Source organism: Niallia sp. FSL W8-1348, from assembly GCF_038006745.1.
GTDB classification, from domain to species: Bacteria; Bacillota; Bacilli; order Bacillales; family Cytobacillaceae; genus Niallia; species Niallia alba.
Genome location: NZ_JBBOVV010000001.1, coordinates 3733784 through 3756108, shown reverse-complemented (window position 1 = coordinate 3756108; position 22325 = coordinate 3733784). Strand labels below are relative to the sequence as shown.

The window sequence follows — 22325 nt, the reverse complement described above, 5'->3', positions numbered from 1 at the left end:
GCTCCGGTGCTCACTCAGGCACTTCCTTGATCTACTTGTTTCTCTTTGCCCTCAAACTTCTTACTGTTTTGAGGAATTAATTGCTCCCTCAAAACTGAACAACAAATCGTCAACAATCCATGATGGAATGTAAATTCCATTTTCCTTAGAAAGGAGGTGATCCAGCCGCACCTTCCGATACGGCTACCTTGTTACGACTTCACCCCAATCATCTATCCCACCTTAGGCGGCTGGCTCCAAAAGGTTACCCCACCGACTTCGGGTGTTACAAACTCTCGTGGTGTGACGGGCGGTGTGTACAAGGCCCGGGAACGTATTCACCGCGGCATGCTGATCCGCGATTACTAGCGATTCCAGCTTCATGTAGGCGAGTTGCAGCCTACAATCCGAACTGAGAATGGTTTTATGGGATTTGCTCGACCTCGCGGTTTTGCTGCCCTTTGTACCATCCATTGTAGCACGTGTGTAGCCCAGGTCATAAGGGGCATGATGATTTGACGTCATCCCCACCTTCCTCCGGTTTGTCACCGGCAGTCACCTTAGAGTGCCCAACTTAATGCTGGCAACTAAGATCAAGGGTTGCGCTCGTTGCGGGACTTAACCCAACATCTCACGACACGAGCTGACGACAACCATGCACCACCTGTCACTCTGTCCCCCGAAGGGGAACGTCCTATCTCTAGGAGTGTCAGAGGATGTCAAGACCTGGTAAGGTTCTTCGCGTTGCTTCGAATTAAACCACATGCTCCACCGCTTGTGCGGGCCCCCGTCAATTCCTTTGAGTTTCAGCCTTGCGGCCGTACTCCCCAGGCGGAGTGCTTAATGCGTTTGCTGCAGCACTAAAGGGCGGAAACCCTCTAACACTTAGCACTCATCGTTTACGGCGTGGACTACCAGGGTATCTAATCCTGTTTGCTCCCCACGCTTTCGCGCCTCAGCGTCAGTTACAGACCAAAGAGTCGCCTTCGCCACTGGTGTTCCTCCACATCTCTACGCATTTCACCGCTACACGTGGAATTCCACTCTTCTCTTCTGCACTCAAGTCCCCCAGTTTCCAATGACCCTCCACGGTTGAGCCGTGGGCTTTCACATCAGACTTAAAGGACCGCCTGCGCGCGCTTTACGCCCAATAATTCCGGACAACGCTTGCCACCTACGTATTACCGCGGCTGCTGGCACGTAGTTAGCCGTGGCTTTCTGGTTAGGTACCGTCAAGGTACAAGCAGTTACTCTTGTACTTGTTCTTCCCTAACAACAGAGCTTTACGATCCGAAAACCTTCATCACTCACGCGGCGTTGCTCCGTCAGACTTTCGTCCATTGCGGAAGATTCCCTACTGCTGCCTCCCGTAGGAGTCTGGGCCGTGTCTCAGTCCCAGTGTGGCCGATCACCCTCTCAGGTCGGCTACGCATCGTTGCCTTGGTGAGCCGTTACCTCACCAACTAGCTAATGCGCCGCGGGCCCATCTGTAAGTGACAGCGAGATGCCGTCTTTCAGCTTTCCACCATGTGGTGGAAAGAATTATCCGGTATTAGCTCCGGTTTCCCGAAGTTATCCCAGTCTTACAGGCAGGTTGCCCACGTGTTACTCACCCGTCCGCCGCTAACTTTAAAAGCAAGCTTTTAAAGTCCGCTCGACTTGCATGTATTAGGCACGCCGCCAGCGTTCGTCCTGAGCCAGGATCAAACTCTCCAATAAAGAGTTGATTAGCTCATTGCTAAACTCTAGCTTTTTATTACTTGTTTTCGTTCTATAACATTCGTTATAAAACGATTATTGTTGACGTTTGTTTGTTCAGTTTTCAAAGAGCAATCTAGTTGGTCGCTCAAGAAGCGACTTTCCCAATATACCATCTATCAACATTCATTGTCAATAGTTTTTCAAAAAACTTTTTCGCCATCCACTTCAATGTTTCGTGTTGTTTCAGCGACGGATATAAATATAACATTATTCCAAAATAAACGTCAATACTTTTTTCAAAAAAAATCTCAGATTAATTAAAAAGAAGGATTATCGTCCTACAAGAAGAATTTTTTTCATTATATAACATACACTTAACTAATATTTGGTGTTTACAATGAATCAATAAAGGATAATATACTTTAGGTTTTGTATTATTTCAAAGGAATTCTTCCACCCATTAAAGTTTAATACTTGTTTGAATCGTTTAATTTCCTGTTTCATTAAATTATATCAACAGTAATTAATCATTAATGACACACTATTACATATTAATTAAAACACAGGAGATGGAACACAATTGGATATTAATATAGATTTTTTATTAAAAATAGGAATTTCCGCTGGGTTAGGATTAATAATTGGATTAGAAAGAGAAATCAAACGAAAACCTGTTGGCCTAAAAACTAGTTTGGTAATAAGTATAGTAAGTTGTTTATTAACAATTATCTCTATTGAAGCTGCGTATAAATTTCCTGGTAGCGAACAAGTAAATATTCAAATGGATCCTCTAAGACTCCCAGCTCAAATAGTTTCTGGAATCGGTTTTTTAGGAGCAGGTGTTATCCTTAGAAGAGGAAACGATAGTATTTCAGGCTTAACTACCGCAGCTTTAATTTGGGGAGCGGGCGGAATTGGAATTGCAGTTGGAGCTGGATATTATATAGAAGCTCTCATTGGTGTTACCCTTTTACTAATCAGCGTTAAATTTGTACCAATTTTCATGAGTATGATCGGCCCTCGTCAACTGAGAGAAAAAGAAATTAGAGTAAAATTAAAAGCTGATCAAAAAGAAAACGTATCAACTATTATTAAAGCTATTCGAAATCTAAAAACAGGAATAAAACATATACGAATTAAAGACTTGGAAACTGGAGAACATTCTATTTTACTTATAGTAATAGTTGATCAAAAAAGAGAAGTGACGGATGTTTATAGAGAAATTTCCGAAATACATGGAGTAAAAGAAATTGAAATAGAGAGCTTGAATTAATTTGAAGTAGGTTAAATTGATAGAAGGAAGAGAGTAAATTACTTTATAGATACCGCTCTTCTTTCTTTTCATTTTCATTCTCAGTATTGTTCATAACGAAATATTCTTTATTAACTGAAAGACTCTACATTTTTTTCTCTCAATGACTTGAAGTTTCTGTTTATTTTTGTATAATATAGCTTAGATATTATAAGGGGGCTTAGCTCAGCTGGGAGAGCGCTTGCATGGCATGCAAGAGGTCGTCGGTTCGATCCCGATAGTCTCCACCATTTTTCCATCTAAACTTCCGACTATTATAGTCGTTTTTTTATATCCTCTTTATAAAAACTTCCATCTATATCAATTAATCTTCACTTCTTCATTTTTGACTAATCTGCATTCATATCATTGTAGTTACCACTTCTTCTTTTTCCCTATTTTTACAAATATATTTCCTAGCAATAAATTTTCATAAAAATTTATTATATTTTACTGGATTATATAGATTATTTTACGCACATTATGTATAATCAGCCTTATTGAAATTTTTTAGGTAGTATTAAAGGAGGTTATTCATTTTGGGAAAAGCATTAATTATCGGTGCTGGCGGAGTAGCAAGTGTTGTTGCACATAAATGCTGTCAAGTACCGGATGTATTCGAGGAAATTTGTATCGCAAGCAGAACACTTTCAAAGTGTGAAGCAATTAAAGATAAAATTGATGGTGGCAAGACGAAAGTTTCAGTTGCTCAAGTCGATGCTGATAATACAGAAGAAGTAATTGAATTAATCAATAGCTTTAAACCAGAACTAGTAATCAATGTGGCATTACCATACCAAGATTTAACTATTATGGATGCATGTCTTGCTACAGGTGTACATTACTTAGATACAGCAAACTACGAACCACCTGAGACAGCTAAATTTGAATATAAATGGCAATGGGAATATAAACAAAAGTTTGAAGAAGCTGGTTTAACTGCTTTACTTGGAAGCGGGTTTGATCCTGGCGTAACTGGTGTGTTCACTGCATATGCACAAAAACATCATTTTGACGAGATTCATTATATTGATATCGTGGATGCTAATGGAGGAGATCACGGTTATCCGTTCGCGACAAACTTTAATCCTGAAATCAATATTCGTGAAATAACTGCAAACGGAAGATATTGGGAAAATGGACAATGGGTTGAAACCCCACCGCTTTCTGAAAAAAGAGAATATGATTTAGAGCAAATTGGTCCAAAAAACATTTATTTATTATATCATGAAGAGTTAGAATCATTAGCTGTTAATATTAAAGGATTAAAAAGAATCCGTTTTTGGATGACTTTCTCTGATAATTATCTAAACCACTTAAAGGTTCTTGAAAATGTTGGCATGACATCAATTGAACCAATTAATTATGAAGGAAAAGAGATTATCCCACTACAGTTCTTAAAAGAAATCCTTCCTGATCCAGCATCGCTTGGACCTAGAACAAAAGGAAAAACTAATATTGGCTGTATCATCCAAGGGGTAAAAGACGGCAAACCAAAAACTTATTATGTATATAATATTTGTGATCACCAAGAATGTTATCGTGAGGTAGGATCTCAAGCAATCTCTTATACAACTGGTGTACCAGCAATGATTGGCGCAATGCTAATCATGAAAGGCCAATGGAAACGACCAGGCGTTTACAATGTAGAGGAATTTGATCCAGATCCATTCATGGATGCCTTAAATAAATACGGATTACCATGGCAGGAGAACTTCTCTCCGACTCTTATAGATTGAGAGGAATGAAATGAAAAAGATTGACTTTACACAAGCTCCATCACCAAGTTACGTAGTGGACGAGCGTCTTTTAACAAAAAACTTAGAAGTTTTGCAGTCTATACAAGAACGTACAGGTGCAAAAATTCTCCTTGCGTTAAAAGGTTTTTCCATGCATTCTGTATTTCCTCTAGTAGGTAAATACTTAGCAGGGGTAACATCTAGTTCTCTGTTTGAAGCAAGACTTGGGTATGAGAAAATGGGCAAAGAAGTACATGCATATGCACCTGCTTACGCAGACAGCGAATTCGATGAACTACTTCAATATACGGATCATATTGTCTTTAATTCACACAGCCAGTGGAATAGATTTAAAGAAAAGGTTCAAAATGCCGGAAAAAAAATTGATGTTGGTCTTCGAATTAATCCTGAGTACTCAGAAATAGAGACGCAGCTTTATAATCCATGTGCACCATACTCAAGATTCGGCATTACATTGGATAACTTTAATCCAGATGAATTAGACGGTATTGACGGCCTTCATTTTCATACAATGTGCGAACAAAATTCCGATACTTTAAAACGCACTATAAAAGTAGTGGATGAAAAATTTGGCGAATATATAAAGAAAATGAAGTGGATTAATTTCGGTGGGGGACATCATATTACCCGTCCAGATTATGATATCGAAACACTTGTTGAATCCATTTTGTTTATAAAAGAAAAATACAATGTAGATGTTTATTTAGAGCCGGGAGAGGCTATCGCATTAAACACAGGTTATTTAGTTTCCACTGTCCTTGATATTGTTCATAATGGGATGGATATTGCCATTCTTGATACGTCCGCAACATGTCACATGCCTGATGTACTAGAAATGCCTTATCGACCAAATATTATAGATGCGGGAATGCCTGGTGATAATGAATATACCTATAGACTTGGTGGAATGACCTGTCTAGCAGGAGATGTCATCGGTGATTATTCTTTCAAAGAGCCATTAAAGCCTGGTGATAAGATCGTATTCTGTGATATGGCTCATTACACAATGGTTAAAAATCATATGTTTAATGGTGTTAACTTACCTTCTATTGCTTCTTATAATGACGAAGAAGGATTAAAAGTTGTTCGTCAATTTGTCTTTGAAGATTATAGTAATCGCTTATCCTAAATAAATAGTTTCTAAAGAAAAAAAGCAGATGTTTAAAAAGGACTCATTCCCTTAAACATCTGCTTTTTTGTGGTTAAACATCAGAACAGGTCGCTTTTAGAAAATAATGCGCACAGCAATTTCTAAAGAAAACAGCTCTTTTTTATTATATTTTACCTTCTTGATACCTCAAATTCACATTTAATCGATTAAATTTATTGAATACATGGCAATATAATAGTTACGGCTGTTCCCCAACCCTCTTTGCTTTTTACTATCATGTCTCCGTTATTTTGTTTAAGAAGCTTCAGGCATATAGTTAAACCTATTCCAGTTCCTTTTTCTTTGCTTGTATAGTAAGGCTCTCCTATTCTAGCTAGCCTCTCTTTACTTATTCCATCTCCATTATCAACTATTCTAATTCGACAATGAGTCTCTTTTTGATCAAGAATAACCTTTACTTTGCCAGTTTGAGGTGAAATCGCCTCAATGCTATTTTTTAATATGTTTAATAATACTTGTTTAAACTGCGAGTTATCAATGGAAGCAATTAATTCTCGTTCCTCTCTATTTTCTACAATAATCTCTTTATTTTGTTCATTAGCCACAGCCTGAAATAAAACTTTTATATTTTTCAATTCTAAAAATGCCTTTGTTACAGGAAGGTTATTATTTTCATTTTCTTTCGCTTCAGGTTTACTTAGTATAAGCAATTCCTTTAAGACTTCATTAATTCGATCAATTTCATCAAGTAAAATAGTTTCATAACCAGAAGCATCATTTTTTTCCTTTAGAAGCTGAATAAAACCTCTGATGGTAGTCAATGGATTTCGAATTTCATGGGCAACACTAGCTGCCATCTCCCCTACTACTTTTAATTTCTCAGAAGAAATCATTAGTTGTTCATTTTGCTTCTGCTCAGTGATATCATGACCAAAATAGATATGATATTCTTCCCCAGTACTATGTATAAGTTCTTTTTTTCCCCAAATAAGAAAATAGTTTTTCCCTCTACTGTCTACATAGCGATGTGGTTTCTCTGTTACCATATTAATACGATCTGTAATATAAGAAAACGGACGACCCAACCAATTCTTGTTTTCTAACGATAATAGATGTAAGAAAGAAGGATTCATCTTCACTATCTGTTCCTTCCCATTCTTAACTAATAAATAATTAGGATTTATATCCATGATGGCTTCTAATAATTCACTCTGCCTCGACAGTTCTGCATTCATACTATTCAAATGTGTTGATTGCATTTGGAAAAAGCTTAAAAATAAAATAACTGCCGCTATTAAAGAATTAAAACTCGAGAAAAACAGTGGAATAAAAATGAAACCACTAAATACACCATTTATATAGATGATTAAAACAGCAATGACAAATTTCATATAAAAACTTTTATAAATTGGATCCCTTATTTTAAATGAGATTATCAATAAAATAATAGTGTTTAAATATAATAAGACAATATTAAGAATGAATAATATATTCCATTCACCATAAATTGGTAGAACATATTCAGATGAAAGCAAACTTCCTTCCATCACCACAAAATCCTTAATGCCAAGACTTGTAAAATTTATAAAATAAGCGAATAAACTATAGAATATTAAAACGTATAAAAACGGCTTATTAAATAAAACTCTGAATCGTTTAAATTCTATATTTTCACTTACTAAATAATAAGAAAAATAATACATTACTGGCATTATACAAATGGTTCCAATTCGTAATATTTTAAATAAAAGTTCAATTGTATCCTGGCTCAAAAAATCTCCTGCATATAATACAGCAATATCCATTTGCCAAAAGGATAGCATAAATAAGAAAAGAGATAAGGCCTTCGTTAATTGAGACTGTGAGTAAAAAATGATCGTCACAGAAATAATGAGCGGAACTAACGAAACCATCAATAATAATATAGCTTCCATATTATACTCCTCCTTTTGCTATCATTGCGCACCCATTATTTCCTCCGTATCCATGTGCCGTTATTAAAACACGATCAACATCTTGTTCCATTACGCTTGTAACTATTGGATAATCATGATAATAATCATTTATTTCTTCGCTTATCGTTGGTGGAATAAAGCTTTTACTTATACTTATTAATGATGCAATTATTTGAAAAAGAGGCGCTACCCCCATTGGGTGACCAACCGTGCCCTTAATCGAAGTAATAGGTATATTAGAGTTTGCAAAAAACTGCTTATAAACCCCTACTTCAATATGGTCATTTTCCATTATTCCTAAAGCCTGACTATTTATGTAAGTTGGCATATTTTCCTTTATACATTCAGCAACCGCTTTTTCCATTAGCAATCCTGTTGAATCTGACTGATAAGGAGAAATAGCATCCTGTGTTACACTCGTCTCCTCTACTATTCCCAATATGGAAGCATTACGCTGAATTGCTATTTGTTCACTTTCCACAATTAATACTCCAGCTCCTTCTGAAATCGAAAAACCTCTCCCCCCAGAAAACGGTCCAAATATTGGCAAAGGATTGTCTCCTGCTTGTAAGACACGAAGCGGAAGAAAACCTTTTATAACGGTATCACAAATCGGTTCATCACTAGCACCGACTATACAAACATCTATTTGATTTGATTCGATTAATATTCTTGCTAAATTTAGTGCATCTATTCCAGATGTACAACTATTCGCTAATAATAAAGACATACCATTTAATTGCAACTCAGCACTAATACTTGAAGATAAAGAATTAGCATTCATATTTCCAATCATATAAGGAGATATCCTTTTTCCTTTTTCTGAAGAAATAGTAGCTTTACTTATTTCTGCTAAGCCTCCACCTGAAGAACCGACAATTACTGCTGTTCGATAATCTCTAACACTTATATCTGCTTGTTCAACTGCTTCTTTACATGCTTGGAGTATCATACGAACAAGTTTAGACATTTTTTCTTGTTTCCTGCTTAACTTGTTTAATTGTTCTTCATGCACTCTGCCTGTATATATGTATTTTCCTTCATATTCTTCCTGTTTCAACATACTTTTACTATTTTCAAGTACAGTCGTATATTCTATTATATTGGAAAAGCCTGTGCCAATTATCCCCATGCCAGTAATAACCGATTTCATATATATATTCTCCTATAAAATATTCCTTACATAATGTATTTTACTATGAAAATTGATTTACATCAGTAAAATAAGAGAAAATGTCCAAATTGCCACAAATAAAAAGGCTGCACCAAAGTTTAACCAACTTACAAAGACAATTATCTGCTAATTCTTCTAATTTAAAAGAAGTAACTTAAATAACTGCTTATAAAGTCAGAACCTTGTATCCAGCCTTCTACTAACAAAAATGTTGATTTTTAATTACTGATAGCCATTTTCTCTATCAGATGCCTCATCTTGAATCTCTTCTTTAAATGATTGAATTGCAGCTTCTCTTCGCTTGTTTTTCTGCTGAAGCATTTCTTTTTCGTCAGAACTCGCATTAACCAATGTTTCTTCTGCTTTGTCGATATTTTCGATTGTGTTTTGCACCATGTCCTGTAATTTTTCTACATTATCAGAACGATCATCGGGATTGGGCTTTTGAAAGCTCATCATTATTCCTCCTTCTTAATATGCTACGTAGGTATTTTGGATGTCTACTGAATTTTTTATGCAATGCTTCTTGATTAACACATACTACCATTTATTCACAAGAACAACTTTTCCTACAGCTTTACCCGATTCTAAATAATCATGTGCTTCTCCAACGTCCTCGAAGGAAAACGTTTTTTTATTTAGTAGTGGCTTTAAACGATTTGCTTCTATTACGGCAGTAATACTCCGTAATATATCCCCATGTTCAAAACGAGTTGTTTCATCAAGCAGCTTAAGAAGCATAAACGTAACATGGAAAGAGAGTCCCTTCGAATGTAAGGGAGTTAGATCATGTGTAGATCTAGCAGCTATCGTTAATACTGTTCCATTTACAGCGGCACCTTCAAAGGAATTATCTAAATTTCTACCACCAACTGTATCAAAAATAATCGGAAATCCTTTTCCAGCTGTATATTTTCCCACATATTCTTTAACTGATGTTTCTCGGTAATTTATAACATGATTAGCTCCCAATTCTCTTGCAATTGCTTGTTTTTCCATGGATGAAACCGTTGTATGAACAGTTGCTCCAGCCCACCTAGCTAACTGAACAGCTATATGCCCCACCCCTCCTGTACCGCCATGAATTAGAATATCCTTCCCTGCTTTTAAACCACCTTTGATAAATAAAGACTCCCATGCCGTTATGCCAACTAGAGGGATTGCGGCAGCTTCTTCCATTGAAATATTCTGAGGTTTATGTGCTAGGACCTTTGCATCCACAATCATATATTCCGCCAATGCCCCTGCTAATCCTTTGAAACCACCTGCGCATCCATATACTTCATCTCCTATTTGAAAGGACTTAACCCCCTCCCCCACTTCTTCAATAACACCTGCTACATCTCCATGTAATACGGCAGGAAAGGCTGGAGAAACTGCTGGTACAGCTCCAGATCGCACTTTAATATCAATTGGATTGACACTCGTGGCTTTTACCTTTACTCTCACTTGACCTGGCAATAAATCCGGTGATTCTATTTCTTTCAATTTAAAAACGGAAGAATCACCAAATGTTTCTATTATCATCGCTTTCATCATCATTCATCTCCTTTATTTCCATATTACCTAATCCGTTCGATTTTTTCGAAAATTTCGTATTCCTTTTCTCATTTAATTAATAAAACGTTTCTATTTCGTTAAAAAGGGATATTAGTATCTTATAGCTATCATACTAACAATATCAATATCGATATTTATCGAGGAGGACCCACACATGAATGACCTTGCAAATAAAGTAGCCATTATAACTGGAGCCGCTTCTGGTATTGGAAAGGCTACAGCCATCTCCCTTGCCGACAAAGGCATGAAAGTAGCATTAGTAGACTTAAATGTTGATGATTTAGAAGAAGTAAAAGCAACGATTAATAATAAAGGTCAAGTAGCTATATCACTGGAAGCAAATGTTGCAGAGCCCACTTCTATTCAACAGGCTATTGATGAAACAGTTGAAAAATGGCAGCAAATAGATACCGTTTTTATTAATGCTGGAATTAACGGAGCAGTTTCTTCCATCGAAGATCTAACACCATCCGAGTGGGATAATACGATTGAAAAAAATTTAAAAAGTACATTTTTAACGGTTAAATATAGTGTTCCTTTTATGAAAACCAATGGAGGAAGCATTATAATTACAAGTAGCATAAATGGGAATCGCATTTTTAAAAACTTTGGAATGTCTGCTTACAGTACCTCTAAAGCTGGTCAAGCAGCTTTTGGAAAAATGGCTGCACTTGAATTAGCACAATACAACATTCGAGTGAATATGATCTGCCCAGGTGCAATCGATACAAATATAGAAAAGAATACTTTTAAAGATGAAAAACACTTAGAAGAAATAGCCATCCCTGTTGAATATCCGGAAGGTAACCAGCCACTATCTCATCAATCAGGCAGTGCACAGCAAGTGGCTGATTTAGTATATTTTTTAAGTTCTGATTTATCTAGTCATATTACTGGAACAGAAGTATATATTGATGGAGCAGAGTCTCTTTTATAGAGAATATAGACCCTACCTGACAATTATCTGGTAGGGTTTATTATGGATTAAAGCTATTTGCTATCTACCTTTAATTTTTATACGCGAGTAGATAGAGCAACTAAATGCAGTATTCTCCCTATCGTATGGTAAAATAGAGAGAACTTTCATCAGTGGGGGTTGCACTGATGGTTAACTTATCAGACCTTAACGGGCGGTTATCCCCCATTAAGCTTCCTTGCCTTGGTTTTCCACAGATTGAGAGGAGGGTCTTACTGCCTGTTAAAAGTGGGATAAAGAAAATACCGAAAAAAGGAGAATCTATCCATGAATGAAACAATACAACAATTGAAAAACCATCGTTCTTACCGCAATTATCAGGATAAAGAAGTAACTTTCGAAACACTCCAATTGATTATGGAAGCAGCACAAGCCGCCCCTTCTTGGACGAACGGTCAGCACGTAACGGCTATCCTTATTCGAGATGAAGCGAGAAAGAAAAGATTGGCAGAATTATGTGGGAATCAAAAACATGTGGATAACTCCCCTGCTTTTCTTGTTTTTTGCGCAGATTTCTATCGAGCAAAACTTGCTAGTGAGATGGAAGGAAAGGATTTTAAAGCAATCGAAGATATTGATACACTTTTAATAGGAGCCACTGATGTTGGGCTTGCCATGCAAAATGCCATTACTGCTGCTGAATCACTCGGATTAGGTACTGTTCCAATAGGGGGTATTCGTCGCAATTCCTTACAAGTCATTGAATTTTTACAGCTTCCTACCTATGTCATTCCTATTGCTGGACTTTGTGTTGGTTACCCTGATGAGGACCCTGGTTTAAAACCTAGATTACCCTTAAAAAGTATTCTTCAAGAAGAAAAATACGATAAAAACCAACAACCTTTCATTGAAGACTATAACGATACATATAAAGAATACTTAAAGAACCGAGGAGAAACCCCAGTAGGCTGGACCGATCGAATTGCAAACTTTTATAATAAATCCTACTATCCAAGTAATGCAAAAATGATTAAACAACAAGGATTCCTTGCGAAAGATATGCATATCTAGCAGAAAAAATGCTGTTTCCAATCCGGTGAATAACCATCTTGGAAACAGCATTTTTATTTTGGAAAATTTATTTCAAAAGTGGTCCCTTTATTTAACGCACTATCTACTTTTATAGAACCATCGTGTTTTTCAATGATCCACTGCGCAATAGAAAGGCCTAAACCTGTCCCTTCTCGATCTGTTCTCGATTGCTCTACTTGATAGAAGCGATTGAAAATTTTTGAAATCTCTTCTTTAGGTATACCTATTCCATTATCCTTTACCATAATGACTACTGAATTAGCTCGCTCAATGGCTCGAAGCTCAATCTCTCCCCCTTCCATTGTAAACTTCATACTATTATCAACCAGAATAACAAGCAATTGATGAATTCTCTCCTTATCACCAATAAATGAAATTTTGTTTTTTACAGAAGCATAGATTTTTTTCCCTTGAAAATCTGCAATATCTTCATATTGTTCCACAACCTCTTGAATGACTTCTTCTACAGCAAATTGTGTTTTTACTATTTCTGCTTGGTTTGAATCTGATCGAGCCAATGTCAATAAATTTGTTACAAGTTTACTCAATCTTCTTGTTTCTTTCGAAATGACAGATATGTCAAATGCTCTTTCCTGGATTGTAGCTTCAGGTTTTTGAAAAAGCACATCCGTACGGGACTGAATAACAGCTAGCGGTGTTCTTAGTTCATGGGATGCATCCGAAACAAATTGTTGTTGAGCCTCCCACGATCGTTGAATGGGGATTAAAGCTCTACCTGCTAAAAAGTAACCTCCCAGTACTGCAAATAGGCTGCCAACACCTATTCCAACAGACATAATAATGATTAATTGAGCTAGCATGCTCTCTTCAGAATCAATATTTCTTACTATTTGAATCGTTTTTGTTTCCCCATTAACCTCTAACTTAGTGGATATCGTTTGAAAATGATATCCTTCAGAAGAAGTTTTCTTTTCTAATGTATTAGTAGAACTTGGCTTTAAATACTCTTGTTCTGCTGTATAATCAATAAATGAATTTTCCGAAGCCCCTTCGATTTCTCCACTCGTCCCCCATTGGATAAGCATTAATTTAGGCTCTAACATGGGAACCGGTCCTCTACCGTCCCTTTCGCCCATTCTTTTCAAGTCTTCTATTCCATTAAGAAGAGAATTATTAACTTCACGATATGTTTGCTTTTCTGTGTATAGATAAATGGTGTAACCTATTATAACCATTAGTAATATGAAGACAATCGAATTTAATATAGTTAGCCTGATTCTTGTTTTACGAAACATTTTTCTATTTGCCCCTTAATAGTCCTTCAAAATATAGCCTACACCTCGGACAGTTTGAATATCTTTATGAAAATCAAAAGGTTCTAATTTTTTGCGAATTTGATGGATAAACACTTCCACAATGGCAATGGTCGTATCTGAATCAAATCCCCATATTCGATCGAATATTTGCTCCTTCGTTACTATTTTTCCATTATTTTGAATAAGGTATTCGAGTAAATCATACTGCTTTATTGTTAATTTGATTGGAACTTCATTAATCAAAACATCATTTTCTTTCCCAGTAAGGACGATTCCCTTATACTTGATACCTTCATCCAGGTCAAGAGAACCACTTCTTCTTAATAAAGCTTTAATGCGTGCTTGAAGTTCTGGTGTTTGAAATGGTTTTACGAGATAATCATCTCCTCCATATTCTAACCCTTTCACTCTGTCTTCAAGTGCATCTTTTGCAGTTAAAAATAATACTGGTGTTTTAATTTTCTCTTGTCGAATCTGTTTAACAATATCAAAACCGTTAACATATGGGAGCATCACATCCAAGATGATTAAATCATAAATATTCTGTTCCGCAAAAAACATTCCATCTTCCCCATTATCTGCCGTGTCCACTGTATATTCTGTTTCCAGTATTGTTTTTAAAGAATCAAGTAACAGTTTATTGTCTTCTACAATTAGTAATTTCATTGAAAGTTCTCCTTACTTTCTTCTCCATTTTTTACAACATTACAAAAGTATATATTATCTCTATTTTAATAATAACTGCTTAATTTAACCTTAAATTTCACTTTTTTCTTAATAAAAGGCAGTTTTCCTTCCTTTTGGACAAGGAAATGGAATAACTGCCTCTTACCTCTATTAGTCCGACATTATTACGTTCACCTTAGATTACTTCTGGAAGAATAAAATAATTTGCTAGCTTAGCATTTACATGCGTTTGCCAATTATGTAACGAAACACCATTCTTCTCTAGTAATTTATAAGCATGGACCCATGCACTCATCTCCGCATTTACACGGTAAGACCAATCATGCAGCCATTTATCATGTTCTAATTCACCATTTACATAATCAATAACATGACCAATTTCATGGGCAAGTGCATAGATATTTTCCAATGTAAGTTGATATGGAACTGTAATATACATTTTCGTATTAAAACTTATTTTTTTTGTCGAATCATATACAACTTTGCAACCTAATTCTTCAGCAAACTGTACCACTTTCATAAATTTTTCTCTTGAAACCATCATACATACATTTCCCCTTTACCAATATTTACTATACTTAAAAAAACAAATGTTAATGTTTATTCTCTTTGAATTCGGCTATATAACCTATGTAACGTTAATTAAAAATCTTTAATAGGAGTGATAGAAATGGCAGACAACAAAATGAGCAGAGAAGAAGCAGGTAGAAAAGGCGGAGAAGCTACTTCTAAAAATCACGACAAGGATTTTTATCAGGAAATCGGACAAAAAGGTGGACAGGCTACTTCTGAAAACCATGACAAAGAATTCTACCAAGAAATCGGTAAAAAAGGTGGAGAAGCTACTTCTGAAAACCATGACAAGGAATTTTACCAAGAAATCGGTAAAAAGGGTGGAGAAGCTACTTCTGAAAACCACGACAAGGAATTCTACCAAGAGATTGGTAAAAAAGGTGGACAGGCTACCTCTGAAAACCATGACAAGGAATTTTACCAAGAAATTGGTCGAAAAGGCGGAAATTCTCGTAACGATAACGATTAATGGCTACAGACCTGTCCGTTGTTCAAACATACCAATACGTTAACAAATAAGTGGATACTCCACCAAAAAACAAAAAGTAAAAGATAAAAATTAATTTAAAAATCCATAAGGGGCTGACCTTTACAAGATCGATTCTTTGTATTTGGTTAGCCCTTTTCATCTATTTATTACTTCTTATGATACATTATTTGTAAACGTAATTCAAAGATTTCTTTTTTCACTACAACTTACTTTTCCCTCTGCTTATCCTACCCTCTGCTAACCTATTATTCTATATTTATTATTTAAGCAAATGGTTTTTACAATTAAAGCTATTATTTCCAGAGAACTTTTGATACAATATTTTTGTTAAGTTTTACAAATTTCGATAATATTCCCCTTTGAACAATAGAATATAATATAATCTAATGTACCTATTAAAATAACATTATTTATGATTTAAAATAACTATAATTGAATTTTTATAGATTATATTAATCTATTTTTATTGTATAAAGAGAAGAGGGAGTAAATCGTGGGCATCATTAATGCAGGTGAGTTTATAGAAACCGTTTATTTTAAAGGTCTCCAAATTTCGTTAATGGCTGCTGGAGATGGGACCGAAGTAATCTATCATAAATTACAACCTGGTTCTAGTTGGGCAATGACTCCTGAAGATAATTGGGATGGTTTTGAATATTTTTATATACTCTCTGGGAAATTATCCCATCGAACTGATGAAGATATTGTTGAAATGAAAGCAGGACAAGCTTTTTTTGAGAGCCCTATTAAAAAGTACAGTATTTTTACTGCAGAAGAAATTACAGAATTTATTTATATAACAAGTCAACCAGTTTTTCATTATTATAGTCAATGTTCTAAAGATTTAATGGAACTTGCGATTTCTATAGAAGAAAAGGATGGTTACACAGTAGATCATTGTGAAAGAATTAAACACTACTCCATGCTAGTTGGAGAGGCATTAGATCTTAATAGAAAACAGATTACAAGATTAAACTTGGCTTCTTTTTTTCACGATGTTGGCAAAGTACGAGTTCCATTAGAAATTCTGCAAAAACCCGCTAAATTAACAGAAGATGAATGGGCCATTATGAAAAAACATACTACATTTGGTAGAGATTTACTTGAAGAGACAAAAATACCTGTTCTTTGTGAAGTTGGATTAATAGTTGAACAGCATCATGAGAGATATGATGGAAAAGGTTATCCAAAAGGTCTCAAAGAAAGTGAGATTTCTATTGAAGCTGCCATTATATCAGTCGTCGATTCCTTCGATGCAATGACAACAGATAGAGTATATAAAAAAGGCAAAGCTGCCGAAGAAGCATTTCAAGAAATCTTAAATAATCGGGGTACTATGTATCACCCCTTAGTGGTAGATACTTTTATAGCACTAAAAGAAAAAATCATAAACGAAAAGGGAGAGATTTTATGAAAAAATTAGTATGGAGTTTACTAGCTGTAGTATTAATTGTGTCACTTCAAGTAAAGCCTGCTGAAGCTGCTTACTTACCTGAGTATGACAAATATATCGAAGTATCTTATGATCAAGCAAGACAAATTGCAGATGCACTTGGACTTAAAAATGTACCTCTAGGTGAACAAACTGCACAAATTTCCTTTGAAGTTCAAGAAAAAGTAATTACTAAAATCGAAAAGATCCTTGGTAAAGAAATCGATCGTTACTATATTTGGTTAACCGTTAATGGAGAGAAAGTTTTAGGAATAGATCCTCCACTACCACAAGCATAAGAATAAAAAGAGGCTGGGAAATAAGTATTCCAGTCATAGATAAACCCGAACAACTATCAAATAATCCTAAATGATTGTTCGGGTTTTATTAGTTTTATAAAAGGCTGTTTCAGTACAGTTAGTGTTAATATCCGCAGCCTGAATACACTTCGCTTTCCATGGGGCGAGCGCCGAGCCGCTTCGGCCTATGGCCTGCAGGGTCTCGGACTTTCTCGCAGCTCCCATAGGAGTCTACGTGTATTCAGGCTGCTCCATATTTCCTACTAATTCATTTTTTCTAAAAAAACAATATTTTTTAGGGAATTGCCTTTAAAAACAGAGTGGAATGGAGCGGAAGACACTCGACTCCTGCGGGAAGTAGAGCAAAACCTAAGACCCCACAGGCTTTAGCCGAGGAGGCTTAGGTTGCTCCCCGCGGAAAGCGAGTTTCTGTAGCGCAATGGAACGAATTAGTTTTTACACTTGACTATATTTAAAAACATAAATAACCATTGTATAAAAGGAACCTTTATTTAAGTGATAAATTAGAGATTGTTCGTCTTTACAGATTGGCTATCTAGTTTTGTCCCAGCCTCTTTTTATTTATATAATTAACACTCTAAAGAAGCTTCTCTATTAAGCCAAATGAATTAATAATTTTATCCAACCAAAAAACGAAATCCATAAAGGTATACTAATAATAACGCCCCATTTAAGTCCATTAAAAAAGTTTGTTTGTTCTTCCATCGTTATCCACTCCTTATTAGTAAGTAGATCATCTATACCTTCATTATATCAGAAAACGCTTTCATTATTCCTGTTTTTCTTATAAGTTCTTTGTCTACCTTGTATATTTGTATACCTATATAAAAGTATTCACTTTATATAGTAATTTTAAACATACATCTCATTTACTTATTAACAATTCCTACTAATGGAGGAAAGGGAAATTAAAAATGAAAAAAGCCCGAAATTTCTTTCGGGTAATATATATTTTAAGAGGGGAAACTCTTAACCTATTTATAGAATAACGAATAATTATGAACAAATAATGAACAAAAGATTAAAAAATAAAAAACTATTTAATCTCTAGAGCAATATCTTTATAAGAAAAAGCATAAAAGTCAAATAATCCTTTATCCGTTAATTTTAAGGTTGGGATTACAGTTAATGATAAGAAGGATAATGTTAAAAATGGATTAAAAGAATCATACCCTTGTAGAATTTTGACATTATGATTCAAAATTTTTAACTGCTCATACAACGTTAAATAGTCCTGATCCGAGATTAAGCCAGCTATCGGTAAAGGCAATGTAGCAACTACTATCCCTTCTGATACAACCGCAATTCCTCCATCTATGTCCTGTAATGTATGAATGGCCAATAATAGATCAGCGTCATTTGTTCCTACCGCAACGATATTATGTGAATCGTGAGAAATGGTTGTAGCAACTGCACCTTTTTTAAAACCGAATCCTTTTACAATAGCTTTTCCTACATTTCCAGTTTGGTGATGTCTTTCCACTACTACTAGTTTTAATTGATCTTTTTCAATAGATGGTTGAAAATACCCATTTTGCCTGTTTACTTTTTCAATGACTTCCTTTGTAACAATACTATTGGGAATAATTTCGATGATATGACATGTGTTAGAAGCTAAAGGAAGCTTTAAATCTTCTAAAGATACTTCTGCACAATTAATGGAAGGTAACTCAGCATCTAAATAAGGATGTTTAACAAATTTCTCATCTGTTAACTTTCCATTTTCTACAACACATTGACCATTTTTAAAAACAGAGTGAATGGTTAATTTCTCAAGATTATCTACAAGTAGAAAATCAGCTCGATAGCCTGGAGATACCGCTCCAATTGAATCTAGTTTAAAACATTCAGCAGCATTAATCGTGGCCATCTGAATCGCTGTAATCGGATCTAATCCTTCTTCTATTGCTAAGCGTATACTGTGATCAACACTGCCCTCTTCCACCAAATCATCTACAAGTTTATCATCTGTTACAAACAAACATCTACGTGAATTTCTCAACGTTACAACAGGTAACAAAGCCTTCAAATCTCTTGCCACTGTACCTTCTCTAATCATCAGATACATTCCTAAATCTAACCGATCCTTTGCTTCTTGTAATGTTGTCGCTTCATGGTCATTCCGGATGTCAGCCGCACTATAAACATTTAATTTCTCTCTTTCAATTCCTGCAGCATGCCCATCAATTAAGCGATTATGTTTTTTTGTCAGGACTAGTTTATCAATCATATCCGTCTGCGTTTCAAAAACAGAGGGAAAATCCATAACTTCTGCTAATCCTAGTACTCTTTCATGGGAATAAAAAGGCGCTAAATCCTTAGCATATAATGTTGCACCATTTGAGTCCTCTGGTACAGCAGGAACACAAGATGGCAACATTACACGAATATCTAACGGAAGCTCTTCAGATTTATCTAACATATACTGAATTCCAGCCGCCCCCGCAACATTTGCAATTTCATGTGGATCTGTGATAACAGTTGTAACACCATGCAAAAGTAGAATTTTCGCAAATTCCTGAGGGGTAAGCATACTGCTTTCTATATGGACATGTCCATCAATGAGACCAGGAACAATATACTTTCCTTGACCATCAATTATTTGTTTTCCTTTATAACGCCCAATACCAGCTATTGTATCATCAGCAATTGCTAAGTCCCCTTCCATTATTTCGCCTGTAAACACATTAACAATTTTAGCGTTGGTAATCACTATATCGGCAATTTCTTTTTTTGCAGAAATTCTAATTCTTTTTTCCAATTGCTCTCTCAAATATAAGTACCTCCTTTATATTTCTGAATATTCAAACTTCATAAAATAATATAATCATTCCTAAAAAATATAGAAGGTTACATCCTATAAAGAAAACTTCCATCAGTTTGGTTTTTCTCATTTCCCACTGATAGTTAGTTACACTTATCGCGCCTTTACGGGAGAGTTTAACACCTAGCTTCTGCGATTTTTCGCAACTTAAGCTGTAGCTTACTGCCCATTAAGAGTGGGTAAATTATTTCATATCTACACCATTAAATTATTTTGCTATCATAATTTGAACTACTACTTTCTGAAAACGTTTAGACTTAAGGCAATAAGGAATAGTATAATGAGCCATTATTTACGAAAGCTAGGATGAAGATAACTCTTACTTAAATATATTTTTATTATTTTATTATATGTTGATTTATTTTTCAATGGATAAGATAGTCCAAATAAACTTTCTATTAGTATAGATTTAACATTTTCTTTAAACACATTAATAATAAATCGTGGTATTATAGTTACGTATCGTAATTATTTTTTCTATATCGTTACACTTGTTAAGAAAGGAGAAATAAATTCATGTATAAAGATTTAATTCTAGGCATGCTACGTGCAGGTATTTTTGGATTTGGAGGAGGTCCTTCTGTCATTCCACTAATTCGTCACGAAGCGGTGACAAAATATAAATGGATGGATAATAAAGAATTTGGAGACGTATTAGCAATTGCCAATACACTCCCTGGGCCAATTGCTACTAAAATAGCCGCCTATTTAGGTTATCGCCAAAAGGGAACTGTCGGAGCAATCGTTAGTGTTCTAGCTCACATATTACCGACTTGTTTGGCAATGGTATTCTTATTTTCCTTTATATCTATTCTTAGTCACTCACCAATAATAACAAGCATGATTTCAGCAGTTGTTCCTGTAATTGCCGTCATGCTTGGCTTAATGGCATATGAATTTGGAGAAAAAGCAGTGAAAGGCCTGGGAATCTATGTGGGAATTGGACTTACCATTGTCTGTCTCATCCTCTTACAAACATTTTCCATTCATCCTGGTATTGTTGTGCTCGTTTTTCTTACCTATGGAGCATTCCATTTTAAACTAAAAGAAAAATTTATACATAAGAAAGAAAGAGGCCAGTGAATATGATATTCGTCAGTATTTTTCTCAGTTTTCTTGTTGCTAATTTATTGGGATATGGAGGCGGTCCCGCTTCTATTCCTTTAATGTATGAAGAAATAGTAAATAGATATAATTGGTTATCCAACACTGAGTTTTCGAATATGTTAGCTTTTGCTAATGCCTTACCTGGTCCAATTGCGACAAAAATTGCTGCCTATGTAGGATTTGGAGTTGGTGGTTGGGGAGGATTTTTTATTGCTTTACTTGCAACCATCCTCCCTTCAGCTATAGCACTTATTTTTTTATTGAAAATAATGAGAAAACATCAGGATTCAGTGATTGTTAAAGGTATGACCCTTCTAGTTCAACCTGTCATAACAGCATTAATGCTAGTTTTGACCTTTGAAATGTTTCAGGATTCCTATCATTCCATAGGTATTATTCAATCAGGTGTTATTGCATTAGTTGCATTTTTATTGCTACAAAAATGGAAGGTGCATCCCGCATTTGTCATTATACTTGCCTTTCTTTACGGTGGCCTCATTGTTCCTCACTTAAGTTAAACAATTAAGGCGAAGAAAATTAGTTGGAGGATTTTTTATGGATAAAAAGTTTTATGTTCCTAATATAAAATTAGATAAAATTGATCGACATATTTTGTCCTTGCTTCACGAGAATAGCCGGATCTCCTATACAGATATCGGAAAAGAAATTGGGATTTCTCGAGTTGCTGTTCAAACAAGAGTAAATACTTTATTTGAAAATGGCATAATTGAGAAGTTCACAACTGTTATTAATCCTGCTAAAGTTGGGAAAACGGTCTCTGCTTTCTTTAATGTTGATGTAGAACCTCAATACTTAGAAAGCGTGGCTAATACACTTGCAGATGATCCTGCGGTTACAAGTCTGTACCATATGACAGGTCCAAGTAAATTACATATGCATGGAATATTTATTGATAACCAAGAAATGGAGTCCTTTCTCACAAATAAATTGTATGCAATAAAAGGTGTTGTTAGTGTAGACTGTCAAATTCTTATCAAACGATATAAGAGCAGAATCGGCATGAAGCTATAAAAAACTTCTATCAGTGGAGTTTTAAGAGAAGCTGGGACATAAGT

19 protein-coding genes, 1 tRNA gene and 1 rRNA gene are annotated in these 22325 nt (G+C 35.3%); 12 read left to right on the top strand and 9 right to left on the bottom strand.

Annotated elements, in window-relative coordinates:
• Positions 1-149: 149 nt before the first annotated feature.
• Positions 150-1698: ribosomal RNA gene (locus NST60_RS17685) — 16S ribosomal RNA — on the bottom strand.
• 568 nt (positions 1699-2266) lie between these two features.
• Here NST60_RS17685 and NST60_RS17680 point away from each other — a divergent pair.
• From NST60_RS17680 to nspC, 4 genes are all read left to right on the top strand, one after another.
• A complete protein-coding gene (locus NST60_RS17680; RefSeq protein WP_040343016.1) occupies positions 2267-2953 on the top strand; it encodes an MgtC/SapB family protein in 687 nt (228 codons plus the stop codon).
• 193 nt (positions 2954-3146) lie between these two features.
• Positions 3147-3222: transfer RNA gene (locus tag NST60_RS17675), tRNA-Ala, on the top strand.
• A gap of 288 nt (positions 3223-3510) precedes the next feature.
• Positions 3511-4710 (top strand): saccharopine dehydrogenase family protein, encoded by a 1200-nt coding sequence (locus NST60_RS17670; RefSeq protein ID WP_016202344.1) that lies wholly within the window; start codon positions 3511-3513, stop codon positions 4708-4710.
• A 10-nt stretch (positions 4711-4720) separates the two neighbouring features.
• Positions 4721-5860, top strand: coding sequence for a carboxynorspermidine decarboxylase (gene nspC, locus NST60_RS17665; protein ID WP_016202345.1), 1140 nt, complete (start codon positions 4721-4723; stop codon positions 5858-5860).
• 194 nt (positions 5861-6054) lie between these two features.
• Here nspC and NST60_RS17660 read toward each other — a convergent pair whose 3' ends face one another.
• From NST60_RS17660 to NST60_RS17645, 4 genes are all read right to left on the bottom strand, one after another.
• Positions 6055-7776, bottom strand: coding sequence for an ATP-binding protein (locus NST60_RS17660; protein WP_016202346.1), 1722 nt, complete (start codon positions 7774-7776; stop codon positions 6055-6057).
• 1 nt (position 7777) lies between these two features.
• Positions 7778-8950, bottom strand: a complete 1173-nt coding sequence (locus NST60_RS17655) for a beta-ketoacyl synthase N-terminal-like domain-containing protein (protein ID WP_341099626.1) — start codon at positions 8948-8950, stop codon at positions 7778-7780.
• A gap of 243 nt (positions 8951-9193) precedes the next feature.
• Positions 9194-9427: a small acid-soluble spore protein Tlp gene (tlp, locus tag NST60_RS17650; protein ID WP_169189709.1), complete on the bottom strand. Its 234-nt coding sequence runs from the start codon at positions 9425-9427 to the stop codon at positions 9194-9196.
• An 84-nt stretch (positions 9428-9511) separates the two neighbouring features.
• Entirely contained in the window at positions 9512-10507 is a 996-nt protein-coding gene (locus tag NST60_RS17645; protein ID WP_016202349.1) for a zinc-dependent alcohol dehydrogenase family protein, read from the bottom strand.
• A gap of 178 nt (positions 10508-10685) precedes the next feature.
• On the opposite strand from NST60_RS17645, the gene NST60_RS17640 reads away from it, so the two are divergent.
• Together NST60_RS17640 and NST60_RS17635 are read left to right on the top strand one after the other, a co-directional pair.
• The gene (locus NST60_RS17640) at positions 10686-11468 is read left to right on the top strand and encodes an SDR family oxidoreductase (RefSeq protein WP_341099625.1); all 783 of its coding nucleotides are present in this window, start codon (positions 10686-10688) and stop codon (positions 11466-11468) included.
• A gap of 306 nt (positions 11469-11774) precedes the next feature.
• On the top strand, positions 11775-12518 hold the full coding sequence (locus NST60_RS17635; protein ID WP_016202351.1) for an NADPH-dependent oxidoreductase: 744 nt from the start codon (positions 11775-11777) through the stop codon (positions 12516-12518).
• A 53-nt stretch (positions 12519-12571) separates the two neighbouring features.
• On the opposite strand, the gene NST60_RS17630 is transcribed toward NST60_RS17635, so the two are convergent.
• The 3 genes from NST60_RS17630 to NST60_RS17620 all read right to left on the bottom strand — a co-directional run bounded on the left by NST60_RS17630 (position 12572) and on the right by NST60_RS17620 (position 15047).
• Complete coding sequence (locus NST60_RS17630) at positions 12572-13795, bottom strand: sensor histidine kinase (protein WP_016202352.1); 1224 nt, start codon at positions 13793-13795, stop codon at positions 12572-12574.
• Between the two features lie 15 nt (positions 13796-13810).
• Positions 13811-14482, bottom strand: a complete 672-nt coding sequence (locus NST60_RS17625; RefSeq protein WP_016202353.1) for a response regulator transcription factor — start codon at positions 14480-14482, stop codon at positions 13811-13813.
• A 196-nt stretch (positions 14483-14678) separates the two neighbouring features.
• Complete coding sequence (locus NST60_RS17620; RefSeq protein WP_016202354.1) at positions 14679-15047, bottom strand: hypothetical protein; 369 nt, start codon at positions 15045-15047, stop codon at positions 14679-14681.
• A gap of 126 nt (positions 15048-15173) precedes the next feature.
• On the opposite strand from NST60_RS17620, the gene gsiB reads away from it, so the two are divergent.
• The 3 genes from gsiB (at position 15174) to NST60_RS17605 (ending at position 17297) form a co-directional block, all read left to right on the top strand.
• Positions 15174-15545, top strand: coding sequence for a glucose starvation-inducible protein GsiB (gene gsiB / locus NST60_RS17615; RefSeq protein ID WP_016202355.1), 372 nt, complete (start codon positions 15174-15176; stop codon positions 15543-15545).
• A gap of 514 nt (positions 15546-16059) precedes the next feature.
• On the top strand, positions 16060-16980 hold the full coding sequence (locus NST60_RS17610; RefSeq protein ID WP_101729192.1) for an HD-GYP domain-containing protein: 921 nt from the start codon (positions 16060-16062) through the stop codon (positions 16978-16980).
• On the top strand, positions 16977-17297 hold the full coding sequence (locus NST60_RS17605; RefSeq protein ID WP_016202357.1) for a hypothetical protein: 321 nt from the start codon (positions 16977-16979) through the stop codon (positions 17295-17297). Before NST60_RS17610 ends, NST60_RS17605 begins: the two co-directional genes overlap by 4 nt.
• A 1057-nt stretch (positions 17298-18354) precedes the next feature.
• Here NST60_RS17605 and ade read toward each other — a convergent pair.
• Positions 18355-20091 (bottom strand): adenine deaminase, encoded by a 1737-nt coding sequence (gene ade, locus NST60_RS17600; protein ID WP_341099621.1) that lies wholly within the window; start codon positions 20089-20091, stop codon positions 18355-18357.
• 567 nt (positions 20092-20658) lie between these two features.
• Between ade and NST60_RS17595 the strand changes: the two genes are divergently transcribed.
• From NST60_RS17595 to NST60_RS17585, 3 genes are read left to right on the top strand one after another with little or no spacing between them, the layout of a single operon-like run.
• Entirely contained in the window at positions 20659-21225 is a 567-nt protein-coding gene (locus tag NST60_RS17595; RefSeq protein ID WP_016202359.1) for a chromate transporter, read from the top strand.
• 2 nt (positions 21226-21227) lie between these two features.
• Positions 21228-21767: a chromate transporter gene (locus tag NST60_RS17590; RefSeq protein ID WP_016202360.1), complete on the top strand. Its 540-nt coding sequence runs from the start codon at positions 21228-21230 to the stop codon at positions 21765-21767.
• 37 nt (positions 21768-21804) lie between these two features.
• Positions 21805-22281, top strand: coding sequence for an Lrp/AsnC family transcriptional regulator (locus NST60_RS17585; RefSeq protein ID WP_016202361.1), 477 nt, complete (start codon positions 21805-21807; stop codon positions 22279-22281).
• Positions 22282-22325: the final 44 nt, after the last annotated feature.

Coding starts and splice junctions, on each gene's coding strand:
- nspC (WP_016202345.1), top strand. CDS start 4,721: ATGAAAAAGATTGACTTTACACAAGCTCCATCACCAAGTTACGTAGTG.
- NST60_RS17660 (WP_016202346.1), bottom strand. CDS start 7,776: ATGGAAGCTATATTATTATTGATGGTTTCGTTAGTTCCGCTCATTATT.
- NST60_RS17655 (WP_341099626.1), bottom strand. CDS start 8,950: ATGAAATCGGTTATTACTGGCATGGGGATAATTGGCACAGGCTTTTCC.
- tlp (WP_169189709.1), bottom strand. CDS start 9,427: ATGAGCTTTCAAAAGCCCAATCCCGATGATCGTTCTGATAATGTAGAA.
- NST60_RS17645 (WP_016202349.1), bottom strand. CDS start 10,507: ATGAAAGCGATGATAATAGAAACATTTGGTGATTCTTCCGTTTTTAAA.
- NST60_RS17640 (WP_341099625.1), top strand. CDS start 10,686: ATGAATGACCTTGCAAATAAAGTAGCCATTATAACTGGAGCCGCTTCT.
- NST60_RS17635 (WP_016202351.1), top strand. CDS start 11,775: ATGAATGAAACAATACAACAATTGAAAAACCATCGTTCTTACCGCAAT.
- NST60_RS17630 (WP_016202352.1), bottom strand. CDS start 13,795: ATGTTTCGTAAAACAAGAATCAGGCTAACTATATTAAATTCGATTGTC.
- NST60_RS17625 (WP_016202353.1), bottom strand. CDS start 14,482: ATGAAATTACTAATTGTAGAAGACAATAAACTGTTACTTGATTCTTTA.
- NST60_RS17620 (WP_016202354.1), bottom strand. CDS start 15,047: ATGATGGTTTCAAGAGAAAAATTTATGAAAGTGGTACAGTTTGCTGAA.
- gsiB (WP_016202355.1), top strand. CDS start 15,174: ATGGCAGACAACAAAATGAGCAGAGAAGAAGCAGGTAGAAAAGGCGGA.
- NST60_RS17605 (WP_016202357.1), top strand. CDS start 16,977: ATGAAAAAATTAGTATGGAGTTTACTAGCTGTAGTATTAATTGTGTCA.
- NST60_RS17595 (WP_016202359.1), top strand. CDS start 20,659: ATGTATAAAGATTTAATTCTAGGCATGCTACGTGCAGGTATTTTTGGA.
- NST60_RS17590 (WP_016202360.1), top strand. CDS start 21,228: ATGATATTCGTCAGTATTTTTCTCAGTTTTCTTGTTGCTAATTTATTG.
- NST60_RS17585 (WP_016202361.1), top strand. CDS start 21,805: ATGGATAAAAAGTTTTATGTTCCTAATATAAAATTAGATAAAATTGAT.